The organism is Acinetobacter sp. A22 (genome assembly GCF_030913345.1).
Classification (GTDB): Bacteria; Pseudomonadota; Gammaproteobacteria; order Pseudomonadales; family Moraxellaceae; genus Acinetobacter; species Acinetobacter junii.
Window position 1 is genome coordinate 2,873,721 of sequence record NZ_CP133162.1, and the last position, 21,091, is coordinate 2,894,811.

Below are 21,091 nucleotides of genomic sequence, written 5' to 3' on the forward strand. Positions count from 1 at the left end.
CGGGAAGATTTAGAGAATTTAGAAAAGTTTTAAGGATATAAACGTGTCAAATGCTGCAAAATTCGGAAAAGTTGCTGTGTTATTTGGTGGGAAGTCGGCTGAGCGTGCTGTGTCATTAGACAGTGGTCAAGCTGTATTAGAGGCTTTATTGCGTTCAGGTGTACAAGCAGAAGCATTTGATCCACAGGAAAAAAGCGTAACTGAGCTTGTTGCCTATGATCGTGCATTTATTGTATTGCACGGTCGTGGTGGTGAAGACGGACAAATTCAAGGTGTGCTTGAGTGGTTAAATATTCCATATACAGGAACGGGCGTTCAAGGCTCTGCGATTGGTATGGATAAAGTCAAAACCAAACAAATTTGGCAGGGTAGTGATTTGCCAACAGCTCCATACCGCATTATTACAAAAGATTCTGATTTGAACTCAGTTGTAGCTGATCTAGGCTTGCCCGTGATCATCAAGCCTGTACATGAAGGTTCGAGTGTCGGGATGAGTAAGGTTGAAAAAGCTGAAGATTTTGCTGCTGCAATCGAGAAAGCGACCCAACATGATGCAGTGGTCATGGCTGAAAAATGGATTACGGGTCGTGAATTCACGATTTCTTTCCTGAATGGTCAACCGTTGCCAGTTATTCGTTTGCAACCCCCAGCTGATGTCGCATTTTATGACTATGAAGCGAAGTACCAACGCGATGATGTGCAATATGGTATTCCATGTGGTTTGAGTGAAACTGAAGAAAAGTCTTTGCAAGCGCTATGCTTACGTGCATTTCAAGCAGTAGGTGCAGAAGGTTGGGGACGTATTGATGCGATGCAAGATGAGCAAGGTAATTTCTGGTTGTTAGAGGTAAATACTGTACCTGGTATGACCAGCCACTCGCTTGTACCTAAAGCTGCACAAGCGGTCGGTTATAGTTTTGATGAGCTTTGCCTAGCAATTTTAGAGCAAACTTTAACAAAGTCGGCTTAATTATTCATGGCTCAACTTCCTGCATCAATGCGTCGTAAAACACGACCTGCCATCAGCTCTATTCATGAGAAACCGCCTTCGCCTAAACAAAAAATGGTGAACGCGGGTGGTTGGCTGCTTCTTGTTGTTGCATTTGCCGTGCTTGCAGTTGGTCTTTATGGCTTATATAAAGTCATGACAGATGCAACTGTTGCACAATTGCAGGTGGTGGGTACTCAATCAGAAGTTGAGAACCAACAGTTGGTTCAACATCTCAATCCTATAATTAAAGATAATTATTTCACTTCAGATTTAGAATTAATTCGTGATCAGGCGTTACAAGTCTCATGGGTTGATCGGGTGGTAGTTTCACGAGCTTGGCCAAATGCAATTCGTGTGCGGGTGATGCCGCGACATGCGATTGCACGTTGGGGAACAGGGCGCTTGCTCAGTGATAATGGCGATGTATTTAGCGAAGCTGTGCCAAAGGTACATCCAAACTTGCCGCTTTTGCATGGTCCAGTCAGCCAATCCAAAATGATGATGCGTCGCTATAATGAAATTAATCAGTTGTTTTATCCTGCAAATTTGCGGTTAAAAGAGCTTTATTTAACAGAGCGTATGACATGGTTCATGCAGTTTGACTCAGGTTTACGTATTATTGTTGACCAAGATCAAACCATGAATAAGTTACAACGCTTGAGCCAATTGGCACAAACGGATTTAAAACCTGTATGGTCAAAAATCTCGGCGATTGATTTACGTTACCGAAATGGTTTAGCCATTCAGTGGAGAAATGCAATGCCGCCAAAGATTGTCAATGGTCAATTAGTTGTAACGATTGATGACACAAACCTTGCGGGTGCAATTCAGGCAAAGCCATAATACGTGGCTTGAAAATAACAGGCAATTTTGCCCGTATAAACAACAAAAGATATGGTATTGAAGTAATGAGTGAAGCTGTTCCCTCAGTTGTTGCGATTGATATTGGGACTCATAAAGTCTCAGTTTTGATTGGTAAGATCCATGCACCGGATAAAATCCAAGTGATCGGCATGGCAACTGCTCGCAACCGAGGTATGGTTAAAGGCAAGATTGTCAGCTTAGACAAAGTGATTGCTGCCATTAAAAATGCAGTATCCGAAGCAGAAGATATGGCGGAATGTCGTATTCATAGCGCATGGGTGTCGATACCAAGTACTGAATTACAAAGTTTTTATGCTTCAGGTCGCACTCCTGTCGCAAATCATGATCATATTATTACGACAAATGAAGTAGTTAGAGCGTTAGAGTTGGCTAAAGCGAGCCATGTGACCCCTGATTATTATTTGGCAAGTGCTGTGCCTTTAGGTTTTGAGTTAGGTGACTCTGTTGAATGGGTACAAAATCCTGTGAATATGTCAGCACATAGCATGACAGGACACTATCAGTTGATGATGATGCCGATCAGTACCATGCAAAACCTTGATCGCGCGATGAAAGGTGCGAACATTGGTGTTGAGAAAATGGTGGTATCTTGCCTTGCAACAGCTGAATCGAGCTTGTTGAAAGATGAAAAAGAATATGGTGTTTGTTTAGTTGATATTGGTGCAGGTATTACCAATATTGCGGTTTATTTGGATGGACGTTTGGCATTAGCACGTACTTTACCGCGTGGCGGTGAAAATGTGACACGTGATATTGCAGCAGTTTTACAGACTACAACTGAAGAAGCCGAACGTATCAAAATTTTACATGGTTGTGTCGATATCAGTGTGGTCAAACCAGACCATATGATTCAAGTTCAAGGTATTGATGGTACACAAACCATCAGTCGTATTGAGCTTGCAGAAATTGTAATTGCACGTTATGAAGAAATCTTTACATCTATCCGTGAAGAGTTAGAACATAGTGGTGCAATTCATGGTTTATATCATGGTGTTGTACTCACAGGTGATGCTTGTCAAATTGAAGGAATGGTGAATTTGGCGCGTCGTATGCTTGGTGTATCTGCACACTTGGGTAATCCGCCTTTGCAAGTTTATGCTGAAGATCAGCACTTACCTGCATTGCGCCGTTCAATGTATGCGACAGCGGCAGGGTTGTTGATGTTTAGCCAAAGTGACTTACAAGATGCTGTTGAAGAACCTGAAGAAGCGAATGATCGAAGTTTTATGGATCGTGTCGCAAACGGTTGGAATGCACTCAATAGCAAGCTTAAGGCGATTTTCTAACTTGTAGGTATTTTGGGGAAAAATTGTTAGGAAGTTGTAATAGTAAGTCACTGGACTTGACAAGCTGAGTAATATTGAACAGCATCCTAGGCATCAGTAGTTTTAAAAATCAAGGCAGTAACGGGCTGAAGTAACTGCCATTTATATATTAGGAAATCTAAAGGTCATGGCCTCATTTGAATTTATAGAAGATGAACTAGACGATGGCAACGGTCAAGCCCGTTTCACAGTATTTGGCGTGGGTGGTGGTGGCGGTAACGCTGTTCAACACATGGTGCAGTCAGACATCAAAGGCGTAAAGTTTGTTTGTGCAAACACGGATAAACAAGCCCTAGATAGCATGAATGCTCCATTCAAGATCCAGCTGGGTGAGCAAAGTACTCGTGGTTTAGGTGCAGGTGCAAATCCAGAGGTTGGTCAGATTGCTGCTGAAGAAAGCCGTGAAGTGATTCGTCAACATCTCGAAGGCACGGACATGGTTTTTGTCACCGCAGGTATGGGCGGTGGTACAGGTACAGGTGCAGCACCTGTGGTTGCCGAAGTAGCTAAAGAAATGGGTATTTTGACCGTTGGTGTTGTGACAACCCCTTTTAATTTTGAAGGTCGTCGTCGTCAAAAATCAGCTGAAAAAGGTATCGATGCACTTGAAGCACATGTAGATTCGTTGATTATTATCCCAAATCAACGCTTACTCAGCGTGTATGGTGACATCTCAATGAAAGATGCCTATAAAAAGGCAGACGATGTATTGTTAAATGCTGTTCGCAGTATTTTTGACTTAGTGGTAAATCGTGGTCACATTAACCTAGACTTTGCTGACTTAAAAACTGCGATGAGCACACGTGGTTATGCAATGATGGGTGCTGGTTTGGGACGTGGTGAAGACCGTGCTCGCCAAGCAGCTGAACAAGCAATCCGTAGCCCATTACTCGATAACGTGAATATTATCAATGCTAAAGGTGTATTGATCAATATTACTGGTGGTGATGATATTACGTTACGTGAAACAGAAATTATTACCGATGTGGTCAATCAAATTGTTGATTTGGACGAAGGTGAAATCTTCTACGGTACGGTATTTGATCCTGATGCACGTGATGAACTTCGTGTGACTGTAATTGCAACTGGTCTGACTCGTAATGCGAGCGAAGTTGAGGCGAAGAAGCGCGTTACGACAACGCATCATGCCACAGCACATACAGCCCAACAATCAGTTGATGAAGATGATGTACCTGCAATTAGTAAGCGTACAAATGCTGAATCACCAGTAGCGAACGCACCAAGTTCAACCCCGCGTTCTTCGCCGATGAGCATTCAGGACTATCTGAAAAATCAACAGCGTAAATAACAAAATCATATGTTTAGCTAAAGGGGGACAGTAATTGTCACTGCTGTCCCACAAATATCACAAGAAGAACCTCAATTGAGGTTCTTCTTGTTTTCGCCATTTTTTATCAGGCACAAAGAGTGACCTTAAAAGTTTCCTTTCAAATAAATTGACCTGAATAATTCTCAGTAAACGCTGAACACTCCATCCTTCTTGTGCCATGTGTTTAGCGAAGTTCACCAGCAAATAGGCAATTAATGCAATCCATATTTGCGTTTGTATCGCATTGCGGCTTCGACCTAGAAATGACTTCAGTTTTAAATTCTGCTTGATGGCTTTAAAGAATAACTCAATCTTCCAGCGGTCTTTATAAATTGCAGCAATGGTGGATGCTGCCAGATGAAAGTTGTTGCTCAGAAATTCGAATGTTCTTTTCTTATCTGTATCATAAAACTCTATACGTCTTAATAATTCAGGTGCGCCTCTTTTCTTGGCATACGCACTGCTCAATTCAATACATTCATCCGCAATAATCCCTTTAGTCGCTAATACGCTGCGGCTTGATTTAACTTGATAAACTGTCTTTGGGCGTAGCCGGGTTACAAAGCTGACGTTCTGAAGTGTCAACTGAGCAAACCATTGATAATCAACATATCCTTTATCAAAGACGATAATGCTGCCAGCAGGAAATTTAAATGCTCTGCCTTGCACCATATCATTTTCAATACCATCCCCAAGTGCTACAAATTCAGGAATGGTATTGCTGTGATTTAAGCCAACACTGAGTTTAATACTGGCTTTGGATTCATGTACTTTTGCCCATGCGCACAATGACAGTGAAAGATCAATATGACTGGCATCTAGTGAATACAGCGGATTTTTGAATCTAAATTTATGTGCAGTTTTAGAGTTTTCACAGCGCTGAAGCAGCTGTGTGAACAATTGCTGATACAGGCTGGCGGGCTGTTCTTCGTTGAGTCTTGCTAAGGTGCTTCGCGCAATTCTCTTCGCGCCAAGATGATAGAGCTTTTCCTGCTGGGATTCGAGATTGGATTGAATGTCTCTTAAGCTTTGCCGACAAGAAAGTTGGGACATCAATATGGCAACAAACTGATCCCAGCGGGTGGCTGATCTTAATTTTTGCCCAGAGTGGTGCAGTTTAGCCAGACGTTCAAAATCTTGTCTTAGAATGGGTTTGAGTAATTGATGAAATACGGTATTCTGATGTGACAAAACCTGAGTCCTTTATAGTTAAAGTGTTTGTTTGCACTCATATTTTAACTATTCAGACTCAGGTTTTTTTATTTAAAGCAAACTATGGGACAGCAGTGCAGTAATTGTCCCCTTTTTTATTTTTTTAAAATGGCAAAATATGCTAAGTTATATCGGTTTTTGCAAATGAAGTTGGCGTGGCATGGTGAAACAACGTACTTTGAAACGTGTGGTGAAAGCGAGCGGTATTGGTCTGCACAGTGGTCAAAAGGTGCTGATTAATTTTGTTCCACACCATATTGATGGAGGTATTGTCTTTCGCCGTATTGATTTAAATCCGCCAGTTGATATTCCAGCAAATGCTTTACTTATCCAAGAAGCCTTTATGTGCTCCAATCTCGTTCGAGAAGACATTAAAGTCGGAACGATTGAGCATGTGATGAGTGCGATTGCAGGATTGGGGATTGATAACCTTATCGTTGAAGTGTCTGCATCTGAAGTGCCAATCATGGATGGTAGTGCTGGTCCATTTATCTATCTTCTTATGCAAGGTGAGCTCGCAGAGCAAAATGCACCGAAGAAATTTATCCGAATTTTAAAACCTGTAGAAGCGCTGCTTGAGGATAAGCGTGCTATTTTTACCCCTCATTCAGGTTTTCAACTTAATTTTACGATCGATTTTGATCATCCCGCCTTCGCAAAAGAATATCAATCTGTCAGTATCGACTTCTCTACAGAAACCTTTGTCTATGAAGTTAGCGAAGCCCGAACTTTTGGTTTCATGAAAGATTTGGATTATTTAAAAGCCAACAATCTTGCATTAGGTGCAAGTTTGGAAAATGCGATTGGTGTTGATGATACAGGTGTGGTCAATGAAGAAGGGCTGCGCTTCGCCGATGAGTTTGTTCGCCATAAGATTTTAGACGCAGTAGGTGATTTATATCTATTAGGGCATCAAATTATTGCGAAATTTGATGGCTATAAGTCAGGACACGCTCTGAATAATCAGCTTCTTCGCAATGTTCAAAACGATCCAAGCAGCTATGAAATTGTAACATTTATTAACGAGAATGAATGTCCGATTCCGTATGTAAGTGTGACATAAGTCATTGTCTTATATTGTGTATGTTATAATATAACAATTAAAATTGTGATGTGATTCTCATTATTTGATTGAGTGTTTCGATCGTCAATATCGGTCCTTTACTTTTTATTGCTTGCCAAACGTAGTAAAGCTTGGCTAAGCTTAGGGTCGCTCACATATTCAGCGGCACTGCGTAATAGCTCCTTTGTCTCTGAAGAAAGTGCTTGAGGCGGGGGAGAGACTTGTTGAGAAACCACGGTCTTATTTCTTAAACGGACTTGGATTTTTCTTAAATCTCTGAGACCTTCAAGCTGAGCTAACTGCGCAACATAGTGACTTTGTAAATAACTGAGCTGACTAATCATTGCTTGATTTTCACCTGTTATGGTCAAAACGCCATGTTGATAACAAACAACCTGCCATTGTTCTGGTTGGGGCAATAATGGTTGAATAATTTTCGTAAGTTGTTTCCATTGTGTGACTTGCGTAGTCAGAAACGTTAAGTTTCCTGTTTTTATGTGTTGTCCTTTCTGTTGAAAGACGTTTGTAGGTTCAGACATTTTAACTTCCCACGAGGTTAGATGTTCATCTTAAGCGTTCACTTCAGCTGATTTCAAGGAAGAGATGATAAAGGAACTTTAGTAAGGACGGTTTCAAGAGGTTTTTTATGCATCATACGCGTCGTATTTTACTCGCATTTTCATTAGCTGCTTCTGCAGCATCGGTTGCCTTTGCAGATTATCAAAATATCACTCAAACTACGGGTGATGACCGTTTAGAAGAATTATCAAAAACACTTGCTCAAGGTTCTTATAATCATCCAGATGATATAGATCTACCAGCAGTTTCAAATGTATCTGTTCAGTTGCGTGAAAAGACGATTGAATTAAACAACGCAATGATTGAAAAGAAATATGGCCGTTCGGCAATTTCTACTCCGAAAGAAAAATCTACATCATCATTTTCATCAAATACGGGTTATTCTTGGTTAGTGAGCCATCCGTTGGAAGAAGGGCGTGTAAGTTCATCTTGGGGAACTCGTACTTTACTCGGTTCTACTCGTCACCATTCAGGTATTGATCTTTCAGCACCATCTGGAACTCCGATTTATGCAACCGGTCCTGGCGTTGTAACAAAATCTGGTTGGGGTTCAGGTTATGGTCAATACGTTGAAATTGATCATGGCAATGGATATATCACACGCTACGCTCATGCTTCGCGTTTAATCGTAAATGCTGGTGATCGAGTGAGTGCAGGTGAACACATTGCAAATGTAGGTTGTACTGGTCGTTGTACTGGTCCACATTTACATTTTGAAGTTGTTAAAGATGGTCAACGTAAAAATCCATCAACATACTTAGCGATGCTGCCTTAAATCATTTGTATAACATTTGTATATTAATTCTGAGAAAATCGCCATTATTGGCGATTTTTTATGTCTTTTGTTTTATTTAGGTCAATGACTATTTAGTGAGAAAATATTAAGGCATTTTGTATTCATTTGGGGCGATACCTTTATGAAGTCAAAACATGATAAAAATAGAACGTCAAAATAACTTAAGGGAAAAGGTGAATTGTATGGCGTTTTATGGCGACTCTGACGCGCAAGAAACCCAGGAATGGCAAGAAGCATTTGATTCAGTATTACAACACATGGGCACAGAACGTGCTGCTTTCTTACTAGAAAAACTATATCAACGTGCGATTGCAAAACATGTGCCGATCCAACGCTTAAATACACCTTATCTCAACACGATCTCAGTTGAAGAACAACCAGCAATGCCAGGCGATCAAGACATGGAGCGACGTATTCGTGCCTTGATTCGTTGGAATGCACTTGCAATGGTTTTACGTGCAAACAAAACAGGTGATGACTTAGGTGGTCACCTTGCTAGTTTCGCATCTTCTGCGACGTTATATGATGTTGGTTTTAACCATTTCTTCCGCGCTGCCTCTGATAATTTTGGTGGCGACATGATTTACTACCAAGGTCACTGTGCACCTGGTATTTATGCGCGTTCTTTCTTGGAAGGACGTTTGAATGAAGAGCAACTTAATAATTTCCGTCGTGAAGTGGGTGGTAATGGTCTCCCAAGTTACCCTCATCCATATTTGATGCCTGATTATTGGCAATTCCCTACCGTATCGATGGGTCTTGGTCCAATCATGTCAATTTATCAAGCTCATATTCAAAAGTACTTGATGAATCGTGGTTTGATTAAAGAAGAGAATCGTAAAGTCTGGGCATATCTTGGCGATGGTGAGATGGATGAGCCAGAAAGTACTGGTGCAATTTCACTTGCGGGACGTGAAAAGCTTGATAACCTGATTTGGGTCGTGAATTGTAATTTACAGCGCCTCGATGGTCCTGTACGTGGTAACGGGAAAATTATTCAAGAATTAGAATCTTTATTCCGTGGTGCAGGCTGGCGTGTCATTAAAGTAGTTTGGGGTCGTCATTGGGATCCACTACTTGCTCAAGATACTTCAGGCGCTTTAAAAGCGGTCATGGAAGAAACAGTTGATGGTGAGTACCAACGCTATCAAGTGAAAGGTGGTGCGTATACGCGTGAGAAATTCTTTGGCAAGTACCCAGAAGCTGCGGAACTGGTAAAAGATTTAAGCGATGAAGATATCGATAATCTGAACCGTGGTGGTCATGACCCATACAAAGTTTTTGCTGCCTACGCAGAAGCAATGAAAGCCAAAGGTCAACCAACCGTTATTCTTGCAAAAACGGTTAAAGGTTATGGTTTGTCTGAAGAAATTGAAGCGGTGAACAAAACTCACCAAATCAAAAAAATGCAGATCGACTCTTTGAAATATGTACGTGACCGTTTTAACTTGCCATTTACAGATGATAAGTTAGAAGAGCTTCCATTCTACCGTCCAAGTGAAAACTCTCCAGAAATGAAGTACATGAAAGCACGTCGTGAAGCGTTAGGTGGTTACCTACCTGCACGTCGGAAGGAAAGTACTTCTTTGCCAATACCTGAACTGTCAGTTTTTGATGCCGTATTAAAAGGTAGTGGCGGAAAAGAGCAATCAACGACGATGTTGATGGTACGTTTGATCTCAGCTTTGTTAAAAGAAAAAGCTATCAAAGATCATGTTGTGCCAATCGTTCCAGATGAGGCTCGTACATTCGGCTTGGAAGGTATGTTCCGCCAACTCGGGATTTATGCCGCACACGGACAAAAATATACCCCTGAAGACAATGAGCAGCTCATGAATTATCGTGAAGCGAAAGATGGTCATATGTTGCAAGAAGGGATTAACGAAGCTGGTGCAATGAGTGCTTGGGCTGCGTTAGGGACTAGTTATTCAACCAATAACTTACCAATGATTCCGATGTACATGTATTACTCAATGTTTGGTTTCCAACGTATTGGGGATATTGCATGGGCGGCAGGTGATGCACAAGCGCAAGGCTTCTTGTTAGGTGCAACTGCTGGACGTACCACTTTAAATGGTGAAGGTCTACAACACCAAGATGGTCATTCTCATATCTTGGCAGGTACGATTCCAAACTGTGTTTCTTATGATCCTTGTTTTGGTTATGAACTTGCGGTGATTGTGCATGACGGCTTGAAACGCATGTATCAAGATCAAGAGCGTGTGTTCTATTATTTAACAGTGATGAACGAAAACTACGAACATCCTGAAATGCCTGAAGGTGCAGAAGAAGGTATTAAGCGTGGTATGTATTTGTTGCAGAAAGATGAGCAAGCAACGGTTCAATTATTAGGCTCAGGTGTCATTTTACGTGAAGTGATCAAAGCAGCAAAAATACTTCGTGATGAATATCAGATTCATTCAAATGTCTGGAGTGTGACGAGTTTCAACGAGCTGGCACGTGATGGTATGGCATGTGACGAATATAATCGTTTACATCCATTGACTGAGACAGCAAAAGAATCTTGGGTATCTCAGCAATTACGTGATACTGACGGTATTGTAGTTTCAGCTACGGATCACATGCGCGTTTATAGTGAGCAAATCCGAGCATATTTACCAGACAATCGTCCATATGTCACTTTGGGGACAGATGGTTATGGTCGCTCAGATACTCGTGCTAATTTGCGTAGCTATTTCGGAGTTGATGCGGCACATATCGTAGTTGCGACTTTGAAAAAATTAGCCGACGAAGGTGAGGTGGAAAACCGTTTAGTAAAAGACGCAATCTCATCATTTGAGTTAGATACAGATCGTCCAGTTGCATGGGCACCACAGGCGCACCCGCAAGTGCAAGCTGTGGCTGAATATCACGAAAACCAAACAGGTGAGGGGAACTAATCATGCAAATCCAAGCACCTGATATTGGCGTTGATAAAGCTTTGGTCGCCGAAATCTTGGTAAAAATAGGTGATCGAGTCGCTGTAGAAGATAGTCTTTTAGTTCTAGAGTCTGATAAAGCGACGGTAGAAGTTCCAAGTACTGCCGCAGGTATCGTGAAAAGTATTTTGGTTAAACAAGGTGATGAAGTTACTGAAGGTGTTGCTTTAGTTGAGCTGGAAGCAGAATCTCAAGCAACTGAAAGTCGTGTTGTTGAAACAGCTCAAGTTGAAACTCCGAAGGTAGAAACTCAATCTGAACAGATTGAAACTCCATCTGCACCTGTCGTTAACCAATCTGCGACTTCGACGCAAGTTGTGGATGTAAAAGTTCCAGATATTGGTGTTGAAAAAGCTTTGGTTGCCGAAGTTCTTGTAAAAGTTGGCGATGAAATTGAAGTTGAACAAAGTATTGTGGTTGTTGAGTCAGATAAGGCAACGGTCGAAGTTCCGAGTTCAGTTGCAGGCGTAGTTGAAGCGATTCAAATCAAAGAGGGCGACAGCATTAAGGAAGGAGTGGTATTGATTCAGGTCAAGACCGCGAGTGCTGTAGTACCATCTGAACCGCAAGTAGCTCCAGCTCAAACAGTAGCAACTACAGAAGCCTCAGCTGCAACTAATAGCTCAACAGGTAATGTTGAAATTGAAGTACCTGATCTAGGTGTAGAAAAAGCACTTGTTTCAGAAATTTTGGTCAATGTTGGTGATCGCGTTGAAGCTCAACAAAGCTTATGCGTGGTTGAGTCAGATAAGGCATCTGTTGAAGTTCCAAGCTCGGTTGCGGGGATTGTGAGAGCAATCCATGTGTCAGCCAATCAAGAAGTTTGTCAAGGCATGGCTTTGGCAACGATAGAGGTGAGTGGTCAGGCCGCTGCTCAAGTAGCACCAAAAACTCAACCAGCTGCAAAGCAACCAACTGCTACTGAAGCTGCACCAACAAAACCACAGGCGGTAGCGACAGCAGCAACGAGTGCGCCAGCGCAAGCTGAGAAGCTGACCAAAGAGCAAGAAGCTGACAATGCCAAAGTTTATGCGGGTCCAGCGGTACGTAAATTGGCGCGTGAACTCGGAGTAGTCCTTGGTCAAGTGAAAGCCTCTGGCGAACACGGTCGTGTGATGAAAGACGATGTTTTTGCTTATGTAAAAACGCGTTTAACTGCACCACAAGCTGCTCCTAGTACACAGGCTGCACCTGTCGCTTCAGGCTTGCCATCATTACCTGATTTCACTGCCTTCGGTGGTGGCGAAGTAAAAGCAATGACACGTTTGCAACAGGTCTCTGTTCCGCAATTGTCATTGAATAACTTCATCCCACAAGTAACGCAGTTTGACTTGGCTGATATTACAGAGCTTGAAGCATGGCGTGGCGAACTGAAAGATGGGTTCAAAAAACAAGGAATTAGTTTAACTATTTTAGCGTTCATCGCGAAAGCGGTTGCTCACTTGTTAAAAGAAGAACCTTATTTCGCGGGTCATTTGGCAGATGATCAAAAGTCAGTGTTGTTGCGTAACGAAATTCATATGGGTATCGCAGTCGCTACACCTGATGGTTTAACAGTTCCTGTGCTACGTAATCCTGACCAAAAATCCATTAAGCAAATCGCGATGGAATTGGCTGAGCTAAGTCAAAAAGCCCGTGATCGTAAGTTATCACCGAAAGATTTGCAAGGTGCCAACTTTACCATTACGAGTTTAGGTAGTATCGGTGGAACTGCATTTACGCCTTTAGTGAACTGGCCTCAAGTCGCAATTTTGGGTATCTCTCCAGCAACCATGCAACCTGTATGGAATGGTAAAGATTTTGATCCACGCTTAATGTTGCCATTATCGTTGTCATATGATCATCGAGTTATTAATGGGGCTGATGCGGCACGCTTTACCAATAAATTGACCAAGCTATTAAAAGATATTCGTAGCTTATTGCTCTAACGAATAATTGATTTAAGAATACCTCGCTCAGGCGGGGTTTTCTTTTTATTGAATATAGAAAAACGTTACTTTATTTGCTATCAATTTGAAAATGAGCAATGAGGGAATCAAGCACTGAATTTGAGGTGGAGAAATGTTTGCGATTTATAGAGTCATGTTGCCATTATTGCTGGTAGTTTCTGTGCTTATGGGATTATGGGTGAGTTTTCTGCATTTTCCATCAGAGTGGGTGCTTTATATTGTGATGGGGATTGAACTATTAGTCGCAACCATTGTGATGGCGATGGAATATCAGGCACAAAATTTAAATACGAGCAGTGGTTGGGGTGGTTTTAGTTTTGTTGGTATAAGTGTTTATTTAGCTCTGCTATTAGGTCTGGTTCGATTGTTAATGTGGAGTTATCAAAAATTTTGGACTTAAAGATTCAAAACAATAAAGTTCTTTGATAGAATAAGAATACTTCATTGGGGAGTAGCCGCTCTTTACGCAAAGTAAAGAGGTGATGATCAACATAATTGTTCAACAGAACATGGTCATCATAGCAAAGAACCAAGAACAGCTATTTAGCTGTGCTTTTGTTGGCAAGACCTTTGATTTATCACTCTGCATCAATCTAATTGATTTTGGCTAGCAGGAGGGGTAGATCATCGGTATATATTGCTAGCCAGAGCATTCAATTATGTATGAATTTCTCATCTCTACTTCGATCGTTGCCCTTGCTGAAATGGGTGATAAGACGCAATTGCTCGCTTTATTGTTAGCAGCACGTTTCCGAAAACCTGTTCCAATCCTCATCGCAATTTTATTAGCAACCACGATTAACCACGGTATTTCTGCTGTTTTTGGTCAATGGATTACGACTGTTCTCAGTCCTGAAATTTTGATTTGGATACTAGCACTTGGTTTTATCGGGATGGCGATCTGGATGTTGATCCCTGATGAACTTGGTGATGAAACAGAAAGCATCAATAAATGGCAGAGATTTGGTGTATTTGGCGCGACCTTTATTCTATTTTTCTTGGCCGAAATCGGTGATAAAACCCAAATTGCAACTGTTGCCTTAGCTGCACGTTTTGACAGCGTATTTTGGGTCATGTGTGGTACTACTGTTGGGATGATGCTTGCAAATGCTCCAGCAGTATTTATTGGTAATAAGTTGGCTGATAAATTACCAATCTCTTTGATCCATAAAATTGGTGCAGCGATTTTCTTGGTGGTAGGTATTTCAACTTTAGTTCAGCATTATTATTTTGCTTAATCTTATTCAAACATGCACCTGTTGTTGAACAGGTGCATTTTTTATGTCGAAAGAAAATTAATAATTAAACTTCACTGTAAAATTAATTTGGCGTGGATTGCCTAAAGTAACCAAGTTCTCGTTGAGCGCACCAGCATAATAATCTTTATCAAACATATTGCGGATTGCCAGTTGAGCACCCCAGTGTTCGGCATCATAACCTGCCTCAGTATCAAACAAGGTATAGCTTGGAAGATCGACCGTTAAACCATTGATACTTTTTTTGCTTTCACCGCGAACGCCTGCGCCTACATACCAACCTAAATTTGAATTGGGTTTAAAACGATAGCGTGTAGACAAGCTATAACTGTGCTCTGGAACATTATCTATCGTCAATCCGATATTCTCAGCTTGAGTATCTTTACTTATTTCTGCATCCGGCGTGTAGGTATAGGCTGCTGTAATTTTGAGTTGATCAAATAAATGCGCTGCAAGCTCTGTTTCGATTCCACGTGTCAGCTGTTCGCCACGTTGTACTTTAAAACCTGTGTTGATTGGATCAGTCACGGAAACATTTTGGCGACGTAAATCAAACCAAGCGATACTGCCTTGAATGCGTTGATCTGGACTTTGTAGTTTTAGACCTACTTCAATTTGCTTGCCTTTCTCGGGTTTAAAGGCATTGTCATGGAAATCTGTACCACTTACAGGTAAGAATGAGGTTGCATAACTCACATAAGGTGCGGCGATTTCATTGATGCTGTAAAGCAAAGAGGCATTACCTGTAAATGCATTCTCAGATTGGGTTGTTTCGGTATTTTTAACTAGATTTTGAGTGGTTGTTTCAGTCCAGTCATGTCGCCCTGCGAGATTCAAAACCAGCTGATCATTCAATTCGATTCGATCACGAAGATATAAACCTGTATATCTGAGACGATTGATATCATGGTTGGTCGGTATATCTGGGCAAGTCACCTTGGTATTGTATTCAGGTTGATAGAGATTCAAATTACCCACTGTACAACGGTTATTGATGTAATCACTTTTTTCTTGCATGGCATCAACTCCCACTGTGATTTCATGTGAGGTATTGCCGAAATTTAATGTTTTTTGCAGTTGATTATCGATAGAAAAATTTAAGTTATCGACATCTTGATAACGCCCTTGTCGTTGGATCGTGGTGTAATCAATTTTACCTTCTTCATTTTTTGCCCAAAAGTTTTTACCTGTTGCAGCAAATACTGCGGGTCCAAGCATTTCTGTTTTTTGCACTGCAAAATTTTGTTTAAATTGCCAATCATTTTCAAAACGATGCACGAAATTATAACCTACACGATAGACATCGGCCTCATAAGCGCCATGTGATGGTTCACTAATCAATAGTTTGGAATTCAATGCGCCATTTGGATTATTTAATAATGTACCTAAGACTGGTAAACCTTGTTGTCGTAGATATTCACGATGTTGATAGCTGGCAATCACTGATAAATCGGTTTTATCGCCTAAATCAAAATTATAAGAAGGTGAGATATAGTAGTTTTTAAAATAAACAAAGTCAGTCGGATCATTTTGATCAGAGATGCGACCATTTAAGCGAAAAGCACCTTTCTCACTTTCATTCGGACTGTAGTTGATATCGAATGTTGCTTGCTTGAGTTGATGAGAGCCGTAGGTGATAGCGCTGCGGTAAAAGCTCTCGGCTTGTGGGCGTTTGGTGACCATGTTCACCATGCCACCAGGTTGAACTAAACCAAAGTTAACCGATGCAGGCCCTTTTAAAACTTGAACTTGATCCATACCTGAAATTTCAGTAGCAACAAAGGTACTTTGACCTTGACGTAACCCATCAATAAAGACCTGATCAGACGAAGTTTGCCCACGAATAATAAAATCATCCCAACCCCGTCTTCCGAGTTGCCCTGAGACGACCCCTGCAACACCATTTAGGGCTTCAGCCAAAGTTTGAGCTTGTTTTTGTTGTAATTGTTCTTGGGTAATCACCGTAACAGACTGTGCGGTTTTAAATAATGGCGCATTTGATTTCAAAGTGGATGTTGCTTGTGTCGCCACATAATCATTGTTTTTATCTTGTTGAGCTTTGATGGAAATTGTTGGAAGGATATTGCTTTGATCTTCAGTTGCATAAGCAGCGCTTGTTATATGGCTCAAAATAAAGGTTGCAAGTAAAGTGGGGCGCGTAAAGAGCATAGAAATTTCCAAGAAAGGGCAGATCAATAAAGATGCTAATGAGAATTATTATATTTTATAGCTTAGGCGTGTTAAATCCAATAAATATATCGAAAAAGAATTTTTTTAAAAATTACGATAAATATCCAACATTCGATTGAAACATGAACTTAATCCCATTATTTTATTATGGAATTAAAATAATTCATATTTAAAGATTTTTATGGGGTTGCTATGAGCTTTGAAAGGACAACATCACAGATATTATTCGATAATGGTAAGCATAAATGTATTAGTTTTACCAGTTTGGTAAAAGGTGAGGGAATTCAAGCCAACCAGTTTTTAATTATTGATCATGATCGTGCAGCTGTCTTAGATCCAGGTGGTGATTTGACTTATGTCCCGCTCACAATGGAACTTAATCGCTATACCAAATTGAAGAATCTAGATTATGTGATGGCTTCGCATCAAGATCCTGACATTATCACTTCGATGCCACGTTGGTTGGTCTATACCGATGCTAAAGTCGTTGCATCTAAGCTATGGGCACGTTTCTTACCCCATCTCAATTCTGCTTTTATGAGTGATCGAATGAAAGGCAATTGGGAAGAACGTTTGATTGAACTCCCTGATACAGGTCAAGTTATTCCTTTGGGAGAGTCGGCGATTATTGCAGTTCCTGCGCATTTCTTACATTCCGTCGGGAATTTTCAGTTTTATGACCCAACTGCAAAGATTCTTTTCTCAGGTGATATGGGCGCATCAATTGTTGAAGATGCCAGTCTGCCGATAGTCGACTTTGAGGCGCATATTAAAAAAATGAAAGGCTTTCACCAACGCTATATGTGTTCCAATAAAGTGATACGTTTATGGGTCAATATGGTTCGTCAAATGGATATTGATATGATCGTTCCACAGCATGGCACGGCATTTGTCGGTAAAGAAATGATCAATCAATTTCTTGATTGGATTGAAACACTTGAATGCGGTGTTGATCTGATGAGCGAATACGTATTTAGCTGCCCAACAACCTAATTGGGATGTAGGTGATTTAGCAAAATCGACGCATGATTGCATAAAAAATTTATAGGCAATATTGTTTTTCAGAATGACTTTTTTTAGGATTCTCGTTGCAAAGGAATTGGTTTTGATAACGAGAATTTTAAAAAAATGTTGTCTCAAATTGCAACGCCAGATGCATGTATGACTTGTGGTGCATGCTGCGCGAATTATCGAGTTTCATTTTATTGGGCTGAAGCTGAATATATCCCTGAAACAATGGTCGAGCCACTGACTGCTATTTATTCTTGTATGAAGGGAACCAACCAATCACAGCCTAAATGCATTGCTCTTGAAGGTGAGGTTGGAAAGCGTGTGAGTTGTTCGATATATCATGCTCGAAGCACAACTTGTAAAGAAGTGAAAATTGCGGATGAACAATGCAATAAAGCAAGGCTGAAATACAGTCTGATCCCGTTGATAGATATTGAACAACAAGACTCAGAAAATAATGAAGATTATGATCAAGTCTGTTGATTGTGATAGCTTAAATTGAGTTTTTGAAGCAGTTGATATATCGATCAACAGCTTTTCTCAAATAATTTTCATCATAGAAAATGAAAATCACCCTGAAATTTGTTTATAATAGCTCACGGAATTTACCAGTGAGATTGTTATGCTGACCATCGTTCAAGAAGCGTTAACCTTCGATGATGTCTTATTACTTCCTGCCTACTCAACTGTTCTCCCAAAAGATGTCTCCTTAAAGACACGTTTAACTCGCGGAATTCAACTTAATATCCCTCTTGTTTCTGCTGCAATGGATACCGTGACTGAATCACGTATGGCGATTGCGATGGCGCAAAATGGCGGTATCGGTATTTTGCATAAAAACATGGATATTGCCGCACAAGCTGCGGAAGTACGCCGTGTAAAAAAATTCGAAGCTGGAATGGTGAAAGATCCAATCACAGTAACTCCTGAAACGACAGTTCGTGAACTTATTGCAATTACTCAAGCCAATAATATTAGCGGTGTACCTGTTGTAAAAGATGGCAAAGTTGTGGGTATTGTCACAGGTCGTGATACTCGTTTTGAAACCAATCTTGAACAACCAGTGAGCAATATTATGACGGGTCAAGACCGTCTAGTGACTGTTCGTGAAGGTGAGTCGAAAGAAAATATTCAAGCTTTGCTACAAAAGCACCGTATTGAAAAAGTCTTAGTTGTTGGTGAAAACAATGAACTCAAAGGCTTAATTACGGTGACTGACTTCCGTAAAGCGGAAAGCTATCCAAACAGTTGTAAAGATGACCTTGGTCGTTTACGCGTTGGTGCAGCAGTTGGTACAGGTGCTGAAACACCTAGCCGTGTTGAAGCCTTAGTTGATGCGGGTGTTGATGTGATCGTCGTCGATACGGCACATGGTCATTCAGCGGGTGTAATTGAACGTGTACGTTGGGTAAAAGCCAACTATCCGCAAGTTCAAGTAATTGGTGGAAACATTGCAACAGGTGATGCTGCATTGGCGTTACTTGATGCGGGTGCTGATGCTGTTAAAGTTGGTATTGGTCCAGGTTCGATCTGTACAACACGTATTGTTGCTGGTATTGGTATGCCGCAGATCTCTGCAATTGACAGTGTTGCAAGTGCATTGAAAGACCAAATTCCGTTAATTGCGGATGGTGGTATTCGTTTCTCTGGCGATATGGCGAAAGCGATTGGCGCAGGTGCGAGCACGATCATGGTCGGTTCACTCCTTGCTGGTACTGAAGAAGCGCCAGGTGAAGTTGAATTCTTCCAAGGTCGTTACTATAAAGCGTATCGTGGTATGGGTTCATTGGGTGCAATGGCGGGAGCAACAGGTTCTGCTGACCGTTATTTCCAAGACTCTAAAGCGGGTGCTGAAAAGTTGGTCCCAGAAGGCATCGAAGGTCGTGTTCCATATAAAGGTCCAATGGGCAATATCATCCATCAAATGATGGGTGGTTTACGTTCTTCTATGGGGTATACAGGTTCATCTGTGATTGAAGATCTTCGTCAAAATGCAAAATTTGTGAAAATTACTTCAGCAGGTATGTCTGAATCACATGTTCATGATGTGACGATTACTAAAGAAGCACCAAACTATCGTGTAGGTTGATCTTTAGTAATTTTGGCAATAAAAAAACCGTCAGTCCACTGACGGTTTTTTTGTTTTGGTGTAAAGTAAAACAGATGAAAAATGATATGACGATACGTCATATAAAGATAAGAAAGCGAGTAAAGAATGAGCTATTTTGGAACTGATGGAATTCGTGGCAAATTTGGACAAATGCCGATTACCCCTGAATTTGCATTAAAATTAGGATTTGCAGCAGGAAAAGTATTAAAAAGAAATAGTCCTAAAAACAAACCAATTGTGGTTATGGGTAAAGATACGCGTTTATCAGGTTATATTCTAGAAGCAGCTCTCCAAGCAGGTTTAAACGCAGCAGGTGTGTATGTGCATTTGTTGGGGCCATTACCAACGCCTGCTATAGCGCATTTAACACGTGCTTTGCATGCACATGCAGGTATTGTGATTTCTGCTTCGCATAATCCTTATTTTGATAATGGAATTAAATTCTTTTCAAGTGAAGGCAAAAAGCTACCAGATTCTTTGCAAGAAGAAATCAATCAAGAATTAGAAAAAGATTTGATCATTGAAGATACGGCTAATTTGGGTAAAAGCGTTCGTGTCAAAGATGCCAATGGTCGTTATATCGAGTTCTGTAAATCAACTTTCCCATATCATTTCGACTTACGAAATTTAAAAATTGTTGTCGATTGTGCAAATGGTGCAGCCTACAGCGTTGGACCTTCTGTATTCCGTGAGTTGGGTGCGAAGGTGATTCCATTATTTAATGAGCCAGATGGTTTAAACATCAATGAAAACTGTGGCTCAACGCATCCTGAATTATTGCAGAAAGCCGTTGTAGAGCAACAAGCAGATCTAGGTATTGCTTTTGATGGTGATGCAGATCGTGTCGTGATGGTAGATAAACATGGTCAATTGGTTGATGGTGACCATATTCTGTATATTCTGGCGACTCAAGCAAGTCATAAACCTGCGGGTATTGTGGGTACAGTGATGAGTAATATGGCACTTGAGTTGGCTTTAGCAAAAGCAAATGTCAATTTTGTACGAGCTAAAGTCGGTGACCGTTATGTATTACAGGCACTTGAAGAAAATAATTGGGTGATTGGTGGTGAACCATCTGGTCATATCTTGACCCTTGATAAGAGCACGACAGGTGATGCCATTATTGCTGCATTGCAAGTGCTCACAGTCATGGTAGAGCAAAGTAAAGCTTTGCATGAATTGGTTGAAGATTTTATTTTATTCCCTCAAGTGTTGGTGAATGTTCGTTTGCAGCAAATGCTCGACCCATATTCTATCCCAGCCTTAGTTGCTGAATTTGATAAAGCCGAAAAACAACTTGAAGGTCGTGGACGTATTTTGATTCGTAAATCAGGTACTGAGCCTGTGATTCGTGTCATGGTGGAAGGTGATCAATTGGAAGAAGTTGAAGCCTTGGCAAATCACTTAGCAGAAGCGGTCCGAGCTCAAGCACAAGCTGCTTAAAAGGTGACAAGA

17 protein-coding genes and 1 riboswitch are annotated in these 21,091 nt (G+C 41.0%); of the genes, 14 read left to right on the plus strand and 3 right to left on the minus strand.

Annotation, left to right across the window (positions count from 1 at the left end):
- Positions 1–43: 43 nt before the first annotated feature.
- The 4 genes from Q9Q86_RS13970 (at position 44) to ftsZ (ending at position 4,510) form a co-directional block, all read left to right on the plus strand.
- Complete coding sequence (locus tag Q9Q86_RS13970) at positions 44–970, plus strand: D-alanine--D-alanine ligase (RefSeq protein WP_112986957.1); 927 nt, start codon at positions 44–46, stop codon at positions 968–970.
- Positions 971–976: 6 nt separating this feature from the next.
- Positions 977–1,834 (plus strand): cell division protein FtsQ/DivIB, encoded by an 858-nt coding sequence (locus Q9Q86_RS13975; RefSeq protein WP_112986956.1) that lies wholly within the window; start codon positions 977–979, stop codon positions 1,832–1,834.
- Positions 1,835–1,899: 65 nt separating this feature from the next.
- Complete coding sequence (ftsA, locus tag Q9Q86_RS13980) at positions 1,900–3,162, plus strand: cell division protein FtsA (RefSeq protein WP_112986955.1); 1,263 nt, start codon at positions 1,900–1,902, stop codon at positions 3,160–3,162.
- Between the two features lie 166 nt (positions 3,163–3,328).
- Positions 3,329–4,510: a cell division protein FtsZ gene (gene ftsZ, locus Q9Q86_RS13985; RefSeq protein WP_004909919.1), complete on the plus strand. Its 1,182-nt coding sequence runs from the start codon at positions 3,329–3,331 to the stop codon at positions 4,508–4,510.
- A 57-nt stretch (positions 4,511–4,567) separates the two neighbouring features.
- On the opposite strand, the gene Q9Q86_RS13990 is transcribed toward ftsZ, so the two are convergent.
- Positions 4,568–5,722 carry an IS4 family transposase gene (locus Q9Q86_RS13990; RefSeq protein ID WP_004738527.1) on the minus strand — a complete coding sequence of 385 codons (1,155 nt, stop codon included), beginning with the start codon at positions 5,720–5,722 and terminating at the stop codon, positions 4,568–4,570.
- A gap of 181 nt (positions 5,723–5,903) precedes the next feature.
- Between Q9Q86_RS13990 and lpxC the strand changes: the two genes are divergently transcribed.
- The gene (lpxC, locus tag Q9Q86_RS13995) at positions 5,904–6,806 is read left to right on the plus strand and encodes a UDP-3-O-acyl-N-acetylglucosamine deacetylase (protein WP_004909915.1); all 903 of its coding nucleotides are present in this window, start codon (positions 5,904–5,906) and stop codon (positions 6,804–6,806) included.
- Positions 6,807–6,904: 98 nt separating this feature from the next.
- Here the strand turns inward: lpxC and Q9Q86_RS14000 are convergent, their stop codons facing one another.
- Entirely contained in the window at positions 6,905–7,345 is a 441-nt protein-coding gene (locus Q9Q86_RS14000; protein ID WP_004951302.1) for a hypothetical protein, read from the minus strand.
- A 107-nt stretch (positions 7,346–7,452) separates the two neighbouring features.
- On the opposite strand from Q9Q86_RS14000, the gene Q9Q86_RS14005 reads away from it, so the two are divergent.
- The 5 genes from Q9Q86_RS14005 to Q9Q86_RS14025 all read left to right on the plus strand — a co-directional run bounded on the left by Q9Q86_RS14005 (position 7,453) and on the right by Q9Q86_RS14025 (position 14,307).
- Positions 7,453–8,160, plus strand: a complete 708-nt coding sequence (locus tag Q9Q86_RS14005) for a M23 family metallopeptidase (protein WP_004909910.1) — start codon at positions 7,453–7,455, stop codon at positions 8,158–8,160.
- Between the two features lie 203 nt (positions 8,161–8,363).
- Positions 8,364–11,081: a pyruvate dehydrogenase (acetyl-transferring), homodimeric type gene (gene aceE, locus Q9Q86_RS14010; RefSeq protein ID WP_004964934.1), complete on the plus strand. Its 2,718-nt coding sequence runs from the start codon at positions 8,364–8,366 to the stop codon at positions 11,079–11,081.
- 2 nt (positions 11,082–11,083) lie between these two features.
- Positions 11,084–13,048 carry a 2-oxo acid dehydrogenase subunit E2 gene (locus Q9Q86_RS14015; protein WP_112986091.1) on the plus strand — a complete coding sequence of 655 codons (1,965 nt, stop codon included), beginning with the start codon at positions 11,084–11,086 and terminating at the stop codon, positions 13,046–13,048.
- Positions 13,049–13,181: 133 nt separating this feature from the next.
- Positions 13,182–13,469 (plus strand): hypothetical protein, encoded by a 288-nt coding sequence (locus Q9Q86_RS14020; protein WP_004951312.1) that lies wholly within the window; start codon positions 13,182–13,184, stop codon positions 13,467–13,469.
- A 34-nt stretch (positions 13,470–13,503) separates the two neighbouring features.
- A riboswitch (yybP-ykoY riboswitch) is annotated at positions 13,504–13,644 on the plus strand.
- A gap of 84 nt (positions 13,645–13,728) precedes the next feature.
- On the plus strand, positions 13,729–14,307 hold the full coding sequence (locus Q9Q86_RS14025) for a TMEM165/GDT1 family protein (protein WP_004951316.1): 579 nt from the start codon (positions 13,729–13,731) through the stop codon (positions 14,305–14,307).
- Between the two features lie 57 nt (positions 14,308–14,364).
- On the opposite strand, the gene Q9Q86_RS14030 is transcribed toward Q9Q86_RS14025, so the two are convergent.
- Positions 14,365–16,494 carry a TonB-dependent siderophore receptor gene (locus Q9Q86_RS14030; protein WP_112986092.1) on the minus strand — a complete coding sequence of 710 codons (2,130 nt, stop codon included), beginning with the start codon at positions 16,492–16,494 and terminating at the stop codon, positions 14,365–14,367.
- A gap of 213 nt (positions 16,495–16,707) precedes the next feature.
- Between Q9Q86_RS14030 and Q9Q86_RS14035 the strand changes: the two genes are divergently transcribed.
- The 4 genes from Q9Q86_RS14035 to glmM all read left to right on the plus strand — a co-directional run bounded on the left by Q9Q86_RS14035 (position 16,708) and on the right by glmM (position 21,079).
- Complete coding sequence (locus tag Q9Q86_RS14035; protein ID WP_112986093.1) at positions 16,708–17,508, plus strand: MBL fold metallo-hydrolase; 801 nt, start codon at positions 16,708–16,710, stop codon at positions 17,506–17,508.
- 135 nt (positions 17,509–17,643) lie between these two features.
- Positions 17,644–18,009 (plus strand): YkgJ family cysteine cluster protein, encoded by a 366-nt coding sequence (locus Q9Q86_RS14040; protein ID WP_112986094.1) that lies wholly within the window; start codon positions 17,644–17,646, stop codon positions 18,007–18,009.
- Between the two features lie 139 nt (positions 18,010–18,148).
- Complete coding sequence (gene guaB / locus Q9Q86_RS14045) at positions 18,149–19,615, plus strand: IMP dehydrogenase (protein ID WP_112986095.1); 1,467 nt, start codon at positions 18,149–18,151, stop codon at positions 19,613–19,615.
- 126 nt (positions 19,616–19,741) lie between these two features.
- A complete protein-coding gene (gene glmM / locus Q9Q86_RS14050; RefSeq protein WP_112986096.1) occupies positions 19,742–21,079 on the plus strand; it encodes a phosphoglucosamine mutase in 1,338 nt (445 codons plus the stop codon).
- Positions 21,080–21,091: the final 12 nt, after the last annotated feature.